Raw genomic sequence first — 13,798 nt, forward strand, 5'->3', positions numbered from 1 at the left:
TTTGCCAGCTTTACCCAGGGATTGATATCGCCTTACAGGTAACGAATCATTCAGGGATTGTCGATCGCCTGAAGGAGAATCTGGACGACTTGTATATCATGAGTCAGCTACCAGAACATCTCGATATCGGTTTCCAGCCGTTTTTAGAAAACCCCTTAGTCGTGCTTGCGCCTGCAAATCATCGGCTAGCAGGAGAAAAAAATATTTCCTTGCAACAGCTGAGTGAAGAACCGTTTATCCTGCGCGAACCAGGTTCGGGGACGCGCACGGCAGTACAGAAGCTGTTTGACGAGCAGGGGATTAAACTGAAAGTCAAGCTCGAATTAGGTAGTAATGAGGCAATCAAGCAGGCGATCGCTGGAGGTTTGGGGCTTTCCGTCCTCTCCCGCCATACCATTATCCCAGAATCTGCTAATCCAGAGTTAACCGTGCTAGATGTGGAATATTTCCCCATCGAGCGCAACTGGTACATGGTCTATCCTGCTGGCAAGCAAATGTCCGTCGTCGCTCGCACTTATTATGAGTATTTGTTAAATGCAGCAAAGCAAATTGTAGAACAAACAAATGGGTCTGTGTAATGGGTCTCTGTAGAGATGCGATCGCATCTCTAATGTCCTTTTTATTGGTATTGTTGTCCATCACACCGATCGCAATGCAAGGGCGCATAGCTATGCGTCCTCCAAAATCGGTTTAATATATTTGGTGTTTGCTAAGAAACTGTAATAATCGATTAAAGAAAGTAGTTAAAAATAAAAACGATTTAATCGAATGGCAATCTACTTTTACAAGGTATGCGAACCCTATGGGTGTTTTTCTAACTTTTCACCCCACGCGATCGACATCCAGGGTACTTACTGGTCAACAGTAGAGCATTATTATCAAGCACAAAAATTTGTCGGTAGTGCTAATGAAGCCATTATTCCTATCATTCATGCTGCGGCAACACCAGAGCAAGCTGCCGCACTAGGACGCGATCGCACTCTTCAAGTTCGCTGCGATTGGGAACAAGTCAAAACCCAGGTCATGCACGTCGCCGTGCGCCAGAAGTTTCTTACCTATCCAGATATTCAATCGATTTTGATTGCAACTGGAGACGAATTACTGATAGAAAACTCGCCGACTGATTACTATTGGGGCTGCGGTTGCGATCGCACGGGTCAGAACTATCTCGGTAAAATCTTGATGAGCGTGCGCCAAGAAATTCGGGAACTAGCTTTAGTCAGTGACCAGTGACCAGTGACCGGTGACCAGCGATCGGTAACCTCTTCTCACGCACCACACCACCACGCAACTACCAATTATCCATTACCTATTACCAAATTAGCTTTTCAAAACTTAACTTTGTCTAAAAAGGTAAAGATTATTTTCTAAGATATTGCGTTTAGAACTAGCAGTGATAAATTAGTAATTGAAGCAAAAAAGCTTCCATTGGCAAATTCAAAAGCCAAGTTCTATTGAGTTAAGAGGTAAAAAAGAACTGCTTATTTCTAATCTGTCTCGTCAAGTAACACCAACACCCAACTCACAGGTTGATATTTCCTCAGATACTAGCAAATAGGGGGCAATATATTCGCTCTTGCTATACTAATAGTAGTAAAGTAAAGTCCAGAATATCCCTACCTAAGCTTAAAAGAGAGAGGAAATTCCTCAGCTAGTGCTAGCTTGGGTGTTGTTGTTTTGCGGTTGAATCGAGAATGGCAATTATTGCACTCAAAGCTTGGTTTCTAGAAAAATACGAGCCAGTCAAAGAACTAGAAAAACGTCCTCACGACTTGCGACTAAGCAAGAATAGCCTGTTGAAATCGGGATTGAGAGCTGATTTTTTAAATGATAGCGAAGAGGTCAAAAAATCAGCATGGTTTCAACGTTATTTAGAAGGGGAAGCTGTCGAGTTTTATATTGAAGGTAGTGGCGGTTACATCATTTCTAATATTGACTTAATCAGCCACGAAATTTATTTTACCAAGCAAGCGGTATCGGCTTTACAAGACCCGACAATTTTTTTATCTTATCAAACAGAATATAGCGCAGCTAGCGAAATTTTGCGGGAAGGATTGCAACAAGCATTAGAAATATTAAATAAGCGATCGCGCCTCCCCATATCCTTAGTAGAATCATATCGTTCCAACGAGAATCCGCTCCGACTTAATCGTCAAATGTTACTTAACATTCGTAAGAGCTTACTATTTATTGCCGATAGTACGCCAATTACAAACATTTTGCAAGAAGATACGAATCAATTAATTCCTAGCCCTAATGTTTGCGTAGAAATTGGCTATGCGATTCAAACAAAACGGTCTGAACAAATTTTACTCGCACGTATGCAACGGGATATAGAAGGTAAGTTACCCTTCGATTTACCATCTTTACAAACTCTACAATTTAAAGATGGTAAAGAATTAAATAAAATTTTACCAAAAACAATTGAAACACAACTGCAAAGATATAGTTTGTTTTCGTAGTGAGTTGGTAATTGGTAATTGGTAATTGGGAAGAAGCGCGTAGGGTGGGCATTGCCCTCAAATTCAAGGTTTTCGCCTTGTAGAAGCCAACTACTTTCCTATAGAAGTCAATCGCTTCCCAGATGACACTCTATCCGTATCCAGCAAGGTATTGGGATTGGAATTACAAGTTAATTCCAGGCAAATGCGCTTTTACGATCCGATAGCGAGGCGAAAACTACTGACTCCACAAGAAGAATCTCTCGCACGCCAGCAAGCTGAGGAAAGAGTACAACGCCTAGCGAAAAAGCTGAGAGAATTAAATATCGACCCAGATAGCCTCTAATCTCATAGAAATTTTTTCAAGAAATGTAGGGGCGTACATCTGTACGCCCCTCTGTCATAGGGAGGAATTCCCTACTCGATGTTCGGTCTGCACGTATTGAGTCGTCTATCAAGATACTGTTACTTTTATTTACATAAAGTTACACAACTTCAAACGAGGTAACAGCGATGACTATTCTAATTGCACTGTTGGTAATTGGCTGGGTAGCTGCTTCTGTCATCGGAACCCAAGCGTACTTTTTGGGAGAACAAAGAAAACCGATCCACGATCGCAACTGGCGCAGCAAGTCTTTTGAAAAGTTAGCCAAATCTATTACTGGTGCTGATATAGATTACAGCGATCGCACTCCTGCATATCGGATGGATGCTTATACGAGCAACAATTTACCTGGTTAAACGCAGAGGCGCACGGGTTGTGCGCCCCTACCTATAAATTTGTACCTTCTACCTGTAAACTACAAAGGACGATAAACGCGGTAGTTGATTTCGGGGAAAATATTATCCATTTGTTCTACCTTCTCCAACCAGCCGCTGTCGATTTTGCCGATTTTGACATCCTCGTAGAGCTTATTAAAGCGCATCAAGTGCGATCGCGTCCTTCTCACCGCATAAGGAACCATCGTTCCCGTCCGCATGATAAACGCCCAGTCGGAAGACTGCGCCAACAACAATTCCCGCGCCGCTTGGTTTAATGCCTTCCACTCCAACTCATCAACGGGTTCGCGGTAAGCAATTTCGATCATTCGTTCAGCGGCTTTGTGGAGATGGGGATAAATCCAAGCATTTGTCTCGTTCAACCAGTATTCGTGAAATCCCTTGTAACCCCAACTCGATTGCGAAGGACGACACACTTGCTGACTCGGGTTTTCCTGTAAATAATCCGCTAAGTGCGTCATTTGATAAGTCTGCTGGTCGTACCAAGACTTGCGGAATAGGTAATCGATAAACCAAGGACCTTCATACCACCAATGCCCAAATAACTCTGCATCGTAGGGCGAGACAATAATTGGTGGACGATGCATAATGCCGTGTAAATGTCGAGCCTGCTGTTCGCGGTTGTACATAAAGTTGCCAGCGTGTTCTGCTGCTTTTTCCCGCGCCCAGTAGGGATCGTAGAGTGCCTTATCGCTCAATCCCAGACCGCGACCAGTGATTTTATGATACTTAATCCCTGTATTTTTCCGCTGTCCGTTGGGCATGATATAGGGCTTGATGTACTCATACTCGGCTTCCCAACCCAAATCTTTGTAAAACTCGCGATATTCAGATGCGCCAGGATAACCGACTTCTGAAGACCAAACTTGTTGGGATGATTCGTGGTCGCGACCGAAAGCAGCCACTCCAGTCTCGGTAAATATGGGTGCGTAGGAACCAAAACGGGGACGAGGGCGGGCGTAAAGAATTCCATGCCCATCAGTGAGGAAGTAGCGCAAGCCAGCATCAGCTAACATTCGCTCTAAGCCCTCATAGTATGCACATTCAGGCAACCAAATACCTTTAGGAGGTCGTCCGAAAGTTTGCTCGTAGTGTTCGCAGGCGACTTGAATCTGCGCCCAGACTGCCTGGGGATACATCTTCATCAACGGTAAGTAGCCGTGAGTAGCGCCACAAGTGATGATTTCTAAGTTGTTACTGTCTTGAAACTGCTTAAATGCCGTGACTAAATCGCCGTTGAAGCGCTGCCAGTATTGGCGAATTTGATTGAACTCACTGGCGTAATGTTCGGCAAGGTAGCGAATGTGACCGTTGTGAGCGTTACGTTCTGCTTCTAGCTCTGCTAACTCTTCCAGCTTAGCTAAATGAGTGTCAAACCGTTCTTGGAGTAAAGGATCGCGCAGCATTGACACCAAAGGGGGTGTCATACTCATCGTAATCTTAAAGTCGATTCCGTCTCGTTTTAATCCTTCAAATACCAGCAGTAAAGGGACGTAGGTTTCCGCGATCGCTTCATAAAGCCATTCTTCCTCCAGAACGTAGTCACTTTCTGGGTGGCGCACGAAGGGTAGGTGAGCGTGGAGGACAAGAGCGACATAGCCAATAGCCATAATCAGATTTAGAAATGTAAAGTGAACGGGTATCGCAATGAAGGAACCAGGGAAAGTCAAGCCGTTTTAACAAATTTTATGCCGAAAGCGGGATCGGAAGCGTAGCAAAAGAGCGAGATGATAAGAAAATCTAAAATTTCTAGGTAAGGATCGATCCCCTAGCAGAGTCCATAGAATCTTACACCTTGGGGGGGATAGCAAGCCAATCGCTTTTTCGTTACAACCACAACAGGTAAAGTTCGTCTCAACAGTGGTGAACAATGGACGATAATTCGCGACAGCCAGCTCGATCGCCAGCCTCAGTTGAAGAAGTTAAAGTGCAAGTCACGCCTTCTCAAAACAATCAGGCAATGGAGGCGCAGCCAGTCTCAGCTTCCAGGGAAAAAGCGGCTAGTGGATTGTCGTCCTTTTCTGAGACATTAGGTCAAGCAGTAGGGGCGATCGCTCAACTGCCAGAAGTTGCTCTACAACAAGTCCACGATTGGCTCTCCCCCGCGACGATAAAAGCCGGAGAAGCGATCGAATGGGTAGGGAATAACTGGTTCGTGCGACGGATTAGTCGCTTTCTCAACCTCAATTGGTTGATTGGGGCAACAGACAGCGTAGATTTAGCCAAAGCAGAAGTAGCCGTCAAAAAACTACAGCAAGAGCATCCCGAAGAGTCCCCCGAACAAATCGCTCACCGAATTATGGTGGAAAAAGCCACCCGTGCTGGAGGTATAGGACTTGCTACTAGTTTCTTACCAGGGGTAGCACTGGCGCTTTTAGCAGTCGATTTAGCTGCAACCACCCAACTGCAAGCAGAAATGGTGCATCAAATTGCTGCTGCCTACGGACTCAGCCTAAAAGATCCTAGCCGCAAAGGAGAGGTGTTAACCATTTTTGGCTTGGGACTGGGAGGAGGTCGGTTGCTAAGGCTAGCGGGTTTAGGAGTATTGCGTAACGTTCCCTTCGCTGGAGCATTTATTGGGGCGAGTTCTAACGCTGCTATGCTTTACTCCTTGGGATACGCTGCGTGTCGCTTTTACGAAGCCAAATTGAAGTCGCCAGAAACCCTCAACTCCAAAACAGGAATTGCTCAACTCGAACAGCAAAGCAAAAAGTATTTGGAAACGGCGATCGCTCAAGAAGCGGTCATGGATCGAGTTTTAGTCCACATGATTCTTGCCAGTCACCCGGAAAAAACTTGGTCGGAGATCCAACCACAGTTAAAGCAATTAAATCTCAGCCCTTCTTCCTTAGAGGGAATTTCTAGAAACATTCAGTCACCCCAACCTTTAGAGGTGCTTCTAAACCAGCTCAACCGCGACTTTGCGATTCCCTTATTGGCTCAGTGCTGCCGGATCGCTCGATTGGACGGACACAAAACACCTGAAGAAAACCGGATAATTCAGGCGATCGCGACTAAATTTAACCTGAACTTAGAGCAGATTGAATCGAAGCTGGAGACTCCCTAAATATGGTAGGCAATGCCCGCCCTACGGTTACTACTGTTACAAAATTATGCCGTAGTTATTTAGAGTAAATTTAAACTCCAGAATCAGGCGATCGCTCTTTTGGGGCAAAATTCCTTTGTGAAAGCAGGAAGGGTCTTCGGCGAAACCAACCCCGGCGCGATCGCAAATAGTCACTATATTCTCATTCCCGTAATATTCTTTGATTTCGCTGTCGTCTCTTTCTCTCAAAAGAGAGAACTGGTGACTTAGCTTTTTGTTTCTATGACTGCCTTTCACACAGACGTGTGGACCACTCAATAGATCGACATCTGTGAGATAGAACATGAATTTCACACAAGCGTAGTCTTCGAGATCGTAGTGAAATTGATAAAAACCTTGAGCGCGTCCCTCAGCGGGTGCATCGTTAACAAAAGTCCACCACAGTTGGGTGCAAGCAAGCATTGGCTGACTGCCAAAATATTTTGCTGCAATCTCCCATAGTTTCAGGTCTTCTGCTAACTTCCTAATTGCCATACATTGAGATGCAGGCTTAAAGTTATAGCCGATCCTAAAATTTTTGCCAGATTTCATTTCTTGCACTCTTCGATTCGCCAGCGAGAATGGAAATTGTAAGTCTCCATTTCCGTAGTAAGTCGCTGTTCTGGCAAAATCTACAATCTCTTTGAGCAGATGCGGTGGGATCGTAATCCCCAAATGCAAACCATCGCTTTTTAAAGCTTTAACCGCCCGATCTGGATCGAGATCTGTAAAAACAGAATTTTCTTTAAGAAAATCAATTTTTATAGGTTTTTTAGTTAAGTGCAACACCAAAAAACGCAGAATCTGAATGCGGCTAAATGTAAACATCAGCAACCACTGCGGCTGCTTGAGCGAGATTGCGAAGTATTGTAAAAACCTCCGTTGCAACTTCAGCCATAGTTTTTGAGAATTAATTAGTGAAATCATCTATTTTCGTGAATTCCCTACGATCTTCCGATAACTGCATGGCACGAGAATGCGATTGTCCGTTGCTACTACGTCTGAGCGATCTGATATAGCTTAGAAGTGACGCAACACAACCAAATGAAATTGGACGAAAATGAGGTTGTTGTGCCAATTCCAGACATCCGTGAATTGCTTTGAAATATTAGCTTGATGGAGATTCGGAGTCTGGCGTTTATGTATGGCTACATACCCTGCCTCGGAAATTTCGTCCTACTCAATGAGAATCGGGGTTAAACGAACAATAAGAATGTTAAACAACTAACACTTCAGTATAAAAGACTACTGAAAAATAATAATAGCTATACCGATAACTTTACGATCTTTTTAAATAAATCCAATGCTCCAGACACAAATCATAAAATATTGTAAAGACGATCGGCAAATCTATCCGGTAATTTTCGGTAATTATGGCGTGTAAATTCTAGCTGTACTTTTCACTCTCATTCAATGCAATAGAAATCGTAATTGAATTGCAAAACCATAATTGAAGCGATGCTGTAGCTAAAAAATCAAATAACGATCGAGCTGACTTCAGAAATCAATTTAGGAAGGTTTAGAGGAGCGATTACCTTGTAGTAGAGAGCAAAACTATCAAAAATTTATTCTTTTCTTTTTGACTTTTGCTACACAATTCCTGTATTTTTCCGTAAAATTCATCACAAAAACCAAATAGAACAATCGATACAATTACATGAAACGAGCAATTGAGAGGTAAAAAAATGCTGCCTGAAATTACGCAAAAACTCTTAGCAGCAAAACAAGAAAAAGGGATGTCCTTTGTCGATTTAGAAAAAGCAGTCGGCAGGGATGAAGTTTGGATTGCCGCAGTCTTTTACCGTCAAGCTAGTGCTTCTCAGGCAGAGGCAGAAAAGATTTTATCGGCGATTGGACTACCGACAACATTAGCGCCAGACCTAACAGAATGCCCACTCAAAGGGTTAGGACCAGTCGTACCGACAGATCCGCTCATATATCGCTTCTATGAAATCATGCAAGTGTATGGAATGCCACTCAAAAGCGTAATTCATGAAAAATTCGGCGATGGCATTATGAGTGCAATTGACTTTACTTTAGATGTAGAGAAAGAAGAAGATCCCAAAGGCGATCGCGTCAAAGTGATCATGTCGGGAAAATTTTTACCATATAAAAAGTGGTAAAAATTCAGCTATCTAATTGATAACTGGTCACCGATCGCTGGTCGCTGTTATTTGAGGCAAACGCCCTCCTAAACCAGTCATGAGTTGTAAGGTAGATCTCTTGACAATAGGTACGCGCCGCAAAACCCACAAGCCGAATTGACGAGCGATCGCCACGGGTAAATAATTATTCGAGAACGTCCGATCTAATAAATCGGTAAAACCCAAAACCACTGAATTTTCTCGCTTGCGCCAGCGTTCGTAGCGTTTGAGTACCTGCAAGCTGCCGAGATCTTCTCCTTGACAAGCGGCTGTTTGTAGCACTTCAGCTAAAGCCGCAGCATCGCGAATTCCTAAATTCAAGCCTTGTCCGCCCACGGGATGACAGCAGTGAGCGGCATCGCCCACCAGTGCCAGACGCGGCAACACATAGCGATCGCTTTGCATCAACTGCACCGGAAACATAAAGCGATCGCCTTCTAGTTGCAGTTCTCCCATCTGAGTGCCATACCTGCGGGTGAGTTCGGCGAGAAACTGCGCGTCATCCAATTCCAATAAAGCTTTTGCTTCGGCATGAGGAGCAGTCCAAACAATACGGCAGCGATTTCCTGGCAGGGGTAGAATGGCAAAGGGTCCACTCGACCAGAATTTTTCGTAAGCTGTGTTGTTGTGGGATTTTTCTGGCTTGACAAAAGCGACAATACAAGATTGCCAGTACTGCCAGCCCCAGGTTTTAATTCCCGCATTTTGGCGAATCCGCGATCGCGCCCCATCCGCTGCGACTAACAACCGCGTGCAGATCTGCTGTGACTTCCCTGAGACGTTGAGTGTCAGCTCGACTCCATGCGATTGAAACTCAGTTCGCACCACCTCCACCGGACATAGATACTCAACGTTGGCGCATTCCTGCAAAAATTCCTGTAGAGGCGTTAATAAAGCTTGGTGTTCGGCAACGTAACCGATAACCTCTGTCCCCAAATCTTTTGGGTGGAACTCTACCACGCTTGGGCAATCGGCATCGGAAAGTTTGACATGGTGAAACGTTTCAATTCCAGGCAGAATTTTATCCCAGACACCGATTGCCGATAAAATTAGTCGCGAAGACATGTGAACGGCGTATGCTTGCCCCTTCATCGCTGCTACGGAGTATGGCTTTGCTTCAATTAGTGCCACCCTCAACCCCGAATTTTTCAAAGCACAGGCAAGGGTTAAGCCCACAATTCCACCACCGACGATCGCCAAGTCGTAGTCAAAACCGTTATCGGGTGCGATCGCTTGCGGGGGTGAAACTGTCTGCGAAAGTTGCTCGAACGCCATGTCTAACAAAGTATATCGAGTTGATTAAGAATATTTACTTATCTTCATTTTGCCGCGAATCCGCAGGGTAAGCAAGTCATGATGAAGTCAGAAGTCAGGAAGTGTCAAACTTCGAGGTTTACTGCTGCTTCAGATGTTTGAGCGTTGTGCGATAAATTGGGTCTGGGATGGGAGGGATGGCTATACCGGCGGCAAAGATCTGGGCGTTTTGGGTGTCGAGCCGTATAAACAAAAAATAGAGCTGAGCGCTCTGCCGCACGCAGGCTGCCATGATGGAAAACGCTGTGAGTATCGACAAGTATCACTGTACCCGCAGCTCCAACACACGACTTCCATGCAGATCTAGGGACGAGTTGCTCCATCTTTTCGTTTTTCAGACCGGAAAAACCCGTGCGGAAAATCTGATAATCGATCCGAAATCTCAGCCAAGCAGCCGCAGTGACGGATTTAGGAATGTATTCAAAAGGTCCATGCTCTCGGTCAACATCACTCAAATATATGATGACCTTTATACTACGGCGATCGTCTCCATCCTTATGCCACAGCATCGCGCCAAACTGATGTGGATGACTGGATTCTCGTCGTAACTGGATACCTTGAAATTTGATGGGTAAACCGATATAGTTTTGCACGATGTCAAGCAGTCGCTTGTCATTTCCCCATGAAGAAAAATCTGTTAATTCTGATAGAGTGTAGATTTGAAGCGGAGATTTTGCCACACCCCGATCGCGTTCGGGTTCTGTACAAGATAGAACTTTGCTGCAAGCATCAAGTAATTGTGGAGTGGAAGCAAATCCCAACTTTTCTAAAGAGGTAACATAAACTCCCTCTTGCTGCAACCGATCGACAATTTGCCGGTCGGCTGGAGAAAGCGCGGGCAGTGACTTAGCATATTTTTTCAACGCTATTCTATAAACGAATTCAGTTTTCAATTGCCAGACTTTATATCCAATCTCCTTGAGCATTAGGGTTACAGATTAAAATGGAAACAAATGAACTTGCGTATAAAATCATACTCTAAGTTTTAGATATAGCAAAGTAGTAGAAATATCTTTAAGCACAAATAAATCTTGTTTCTAATGGTTTCTATTATTGGTAGAGCGATCGCCAATATTTCTTCTGGAAAAGGTTTTCACAATTTACCACTTAATAACTGAAAATTCTAAAAGCGGCACTTGACTAATTAGCCATTACCGTATAACTGCAGAGAGATTCACCGACACTTCTAGCTAAACGAGGTACATACAAAATGCATACTCAACAAAGGCGCACGGCTATGCGTCCCGATTAATTTTCTGAATGAAAAGTCTATTGACTGCAAGTTCGCGCTCGTGCAATGACTTTTTCATCTGCTCAGAAGCTCCACTCGCTGCTCGCGCGCTCCTTACTTCCTGCTCCCTGTGTAGATCGAGCAAAGTTCATCGCCATTAACCGATCGCTCATTTCAAAGTTAGCGGTAGCGTTCTGCACGTCATCCAAAGATTCTAGAGCATCGATTAACTTCAAAAGCGATCGCGCCTGTTCTGGATCGGTAATTTCTATTGTATTGCTGGGAATCCAGCGCAATTCTACTTCGTCTACAACAAAACTTTTTTCCTTCAGCGTCTGAGTTAGAGCTTCCAAATTGCCGATCTCTGTAATCACATCAGCCGAGCGCCCACGCTCATCCTCGCTAATTTCATAGGATTGCGCGCCACCTTCTAGAGATGCTTCTAACAGTTCATCTTCATCTACTTCGCCAGAAACCAGCGCGACTCCTTTGCGCTCGAACATCCAACTAACGCAGCCTGTTTCACCTAAATTTCCCCCACTTTTACTAAAGGCAGCTCTCAGGTCGGCAGCAGTACGGTTGCGGTTGTCAGTCAAAGCCTCAATCAAAATCGCCACGCCACCAGGACCGTAACCTTCATAGCGGATTTCTTCTAAATTGGCAGAGTCTTCATACGTACCCGCGCCTTTAGCGATCGCTCGCTCGATATTTTCATTTGGAATGCCTGCTGCTTTGGCTTTCTCAATCGCCGTTCGTAACTGAAAATTTCCCGCCGGATCGGGTACGCCATTTCTCGCCGCCACAATAATTGCCCGCGATAATTGCGTAAATGTTTTTCCCTTAACGGCATCAACCCTTGCTTTTTGACGTTTAATATTCGCCCATTTACTGTGTCCTGCCATAATTGCTTCTATCTTCACTCTCTATCTGAAGTTGGGAAAGTTGTGACTATTATCACTCTCGATCGTTCTTTCCATACTTCACTCTCACTGCCTGAAAGGGAGGTAGGCATTGTATGTAATACCTCTACACAATGTAGCAGTTGAAGTAGCAATAGAGACTATTTTTTCATCAGTAATAGATGCCACTCGAATAGCTTAGCGATTGAATGAGGTATAAATTAGCAAACGAGAATAAGTACTGACAAAACTGCGAAGAAATTATTTTTCTCATTTACATTTCTTTGCATCTATCTATGGTTAAATTTACAATGTTCCCTTACTCCATTAGCGTTAACAAATGCCGTTGTCGAGGCAAGTTCCTTTGGAAATATGTTTTGAAGTAGCTATCAATGGGCAATCAACAACTATTAATAGCTATTTTTTGTTAAATGGAGAAAGAATTTTGATATAGGGCAAATAAGACCTTTTTTCACTATTTATTCCCGATCTTGAGAGGAATTAATAGAAAACGAGTATTCGAGCTTTGATGAGACTGGAGTTGAATGGATGAAAACTGTAAGTGCTAGTGTTCGTTGGGTACTAGCGGGACGTGGCGCGACTGCTGCTACCTTGCAAACACTACTGACGAAGATACTGATTTTAGCTGCTAATACATGTACGGGTGCGATTACAGCACGTATTTTGGGACCTGATGGGCGAGGCGAACAAGCAGCGATCGCTCTATGGCCCCAATTTTTAGCTTTTAGTATGACTTTGGGACTGCCAATTGCTTTACGCTATTATCTCAAACGCAACCCAGAGCAGGAATCAGAGATTTTTTCTGCTACCCTCGTCCTGGGTACGATATTAGGTATAGTTGCGGCGATCGCAGGTATACTTTTCATCCCGCAGTGGTTAACTCAATATTCGCCAGAAGTCATCCGCTACGCTCAATGGTTTATGGTGCTGTCGCCTATAATCATGCTGACAACTATTTATACCGCAGCACTGGAAGCAGATTACAATTTCAAAACTGCAAATCAAGCACAATATCTGCAACCGTTAACAACATTAGTCATCTTGACAGGACTAGCAGTTTCAGCCAACCTCACTCCTTTTACTGCTGTCATTGCTTATGCATTTCCCAGTCTCCCGATATTTTTTTGGCTATCGCGTTGCGTATGGCAGCGCTTTCGTCCCCGTTTAAGCGGGTTGAGAAAATCTTACCAACGTCTGGTGAGTTATGGTTTGAGGGCATACGGTATCGATCTAATCGGTACGCTATCAGTACAAGTCGATCAAGCGCTAGTGATCAATTTGTTAGCACCCGAAGCTATGGGAAAATATGTGATTTCCCTGAGCTTATCCCGGATGCTGAATCTGTTTCAGCATTCGATTGTCACAGTACTGTTACCTAAAACAGCAGCTCGTCCCATAGCAGAAGTTGTTGCTGTAACTGGGATGGCAGTGCGGATCAGCACGGCTCTGACGACTATGGCAGCTACAATTTTGTTTATAGTAGGACCGATGCTGCTCAACTTGCTTTACGGTACTGAGTTTATGGGAGCTGTTCCTGTATTTCGCATTCTGGTAGTGATGACTGTGGTTGACGGTAGTGTCTGGATACTGGCACAAGCATTTATGGCATTAGGAAGACCTGGAACGGTGACGCTACTACAAACAATTGGCTTGGGGCTGAGCATTCCCTTCCTGTTATTACTCGTACCTCGGTTGGGATTGCAAGGCGCGGGTTGGGCTTTACTCTGTTCAACCGTAGTCCGACTCGTATTTGTCTTGGCTTGCTATCCGCTCGTGTTAAAGGTTCGACCCCCAAGCTTGCTAGCAAAGCGATCGGACTTTTACATACTCAAGCAAAAAATGCTGCATCGGACGTGAAGCGATCGCATTTGAAACTGAAGCCA

The 13,798-nt window shown here is 44.3% G+C and carries 14 protein-coding genes; 9 read left to right on the top strand and 5 right to left on the bottom strand.

Features of this window, described 5'->3' with window-relative positions; translation table 11 throughout:
• The 6 genes from ACRC32_RS08675 to ACRC32_RS08700 all read left to right on the top strand — a co-directional run.
• On the top strand, positions 1-578 hold a 578-nt coding region (locus ACRC32_RS08675; RefSeq protein ID WP_438553584.1), incomplete at its 5' end, for a LysR substrate-binding domain-containing protein.
• 190 nt (positions 579-768) lie between these two features.
• Positions 769-1,233, top strand: coding sequence for an NADAR family protein (locus ACRC32_RS08680; protein WP_438553585.1), 465 nt, complete (start codon positions 769-771; stop codon positions 1,231-1,233).
• Positions 1,234-1,236: 3 nt separating this feature from the next.
• Positions 1,237-1,371 carry a hypothetical protein gene (locus ACRC32_RS08685; protein ID WP_438553586.1) on the top strand — a complete coding sequence of 45 codons (135 nt, stop codon included), beginning with the start codon at positions 1,237-1,239 and terminating at the stop codon, positions 1,369-1,371.
• A gap of 323 nt (positions 1,372-1,694) precedes the next feature.
• On the top strand, positions 1,695-2,462 hold the full coding sequence (locus ACRC32_RS08690) for a hypothetical protein (protein ID WP_438553587.1): 768 nt from the start codon (positions 1,695-1,697) through the stop codon (positions 2,460-2,462).
• Positions 2,463-2,619: 157 nt separating this feature from the next.
• A complete protein-coding gene (locus ACRC32_RS08695; RefSeq protein ID WP_438553588.1) occupies positions 2,620-2,787 on the top strand; it encodes a hypothetical protein in 168 nt (55 codons plus the stop codon).
• Positions 2,788-2,954: 167 nt separating this feature from the next.
• On the top strand, positions 2,955-3,182 hold the full coding sequence (locus tag ACRC32_RS08700; protein ID WP_039713216.1) for a photosystem II protein, Psb35-related: 228 nt from the start codon (positions 2,955-2,957) through the stop codon (positions 3,180-3,182).
• Positions 3,183-3,241: 59 nt separating this feature from the next.
• Here ACRC32_RS08700 and ACRC32_RS08705 read toward each other — a convergent pair whose 3' ends face one another.
• Complete coding sequence (locus ACRC32_RS08705) at positions 3,242-4,831, bottom strand: glycoside hydrolase family 57 protein (RefSeq protein ID WP_438553589.1); 1,590 nt, start codon at positions 4,829-4,831, stop codon at positions 3,242-3,244.
• Between the two features lie 260 nt (positions 4,832-5,091).
• Here ACRC32_RS08705 and ACRC32_RS08710 point away from each other — a divergent pair, with 260 nt between their 5' ends.
• Positions 5,092-6,288 (top strand): hypothetical protein, encoded by a 1,197-nt coding sequence (locus ACRC32_RS08710; RefSeq protein ID WP_438553590.1) that lies wholly within the window; start codon positions 5,092-5,094, stop codon positions 6,286-6,288.
• A gap of 36 nt (positions 6,289-6,324) precedes the next feature.
• Here the strand turns inward: ACRC32_RS08710 and ACRC32_RS08715 are convergent, their stop codons facing one another.
• Positions 6,325-7,233, bottom strand: coding sequence for a phytanoyl-CoA dioxygenase family protein (locus ACRC32_RS08715; RefSeq protein ID WP_438553591.1), 909 nt, complete (start codon positions 7,231-7,233; stop codon positions 6,325-6,327).
• A gap of 758 nt (positions 7,234-7,991) precedes the next feature.
• On the opposite strand from ACRC32_RS08715, the gene cynS reads away from it, so the two are divergent.
• Positions 7,992-8,429: a cyanase gene (gene cynS, locus ACRC32_RS08720; RefSeq protein ID WP_438553592.1), complete on the top strand. Its 438-nt coding sequence runs from the start codon at positions 7,992-7,994 to the stop codon at positions 8,427-8,429.
• 27 nt (positions 8,430-8,456) lie between these two features.
• Here cynS and ACRC32_RS08725 read toward each other — a convergent pair whose 3' ends face one another.
• The 3 genes from ACRC32_RS08725 to ACRC32_RS08735 all read right to left on the bottom strand — a co-directional run bounded on the left by ACRC32_RS08725 (position 8,457) and on the right by ACRC32_RS08735 (position 11,897).
• Complete coding sequence (locus tag ACRC32_RS08725; RefSeq protein WP_438553593.1) at positions 8,457-9,725, bottom strand: FAD-dependent hydroxylase; 1,269 nt, start codon at positions 9,723-9,725, stop codon at positions 8,457-8,459.
• 104 nt (positions 9,726-9,829) lie between these two features.
• The gene (locus ACRC32_RS08730; protein WP_438553594.1) at positions 9,830-10,690 is read right to left on the bottom strand and encodes a phytanoyl-CoA dioxygenase; all 861 of its coding nucleotides are present in this window, start codon (positions 10,688-10,690) and stop codon (positions 9,830-9,832) included.
• Positions 10,691-11,078: 388 nt separating this feature from the next.
• On the bottom strand, positions 11,079-11,897 hold the full coding sequence (locus tag ACRC32_RS08735; protein ID WP_438553610.1) for a YebC/PmpR family DNA-binding transcriptional regulator: 819 nt from the start codon (positions 11,895-11,897) through the stop codon (positions 11,079-11,081).
• Between the two features lie 546 nt (positions 11,898-12,443).
• Between ACRC32_RS08735 and ACRC32_RS08740 the strand changes: the two genes are divergently transcribed.
• Positions 12,444-13,772: a lipopolysaccharide biosynthesis protein gene (locus ACRC32_RS08740; protein WP_438553595.1), complete on the top strand. Its 1,329-nt coding sequence runs from the start codon at positions 12,444-12,446 to the stop codon at positions 13,770-13,772.
• Positions 13,773-13,798: the final 26 nt, after the last annotated feature.

Origin of the sequence: Chroococcidiopsis sp. (genome assembly GCF_051657925.1) — a bacterium.
Taxonomy (GTDB): domain Bacteria; phylum Cyanobacteriota; class Cyanobacteriia; order Cyanobacteriales; family Chroococcidiopsidaceae; genus Chroococcidiopsis.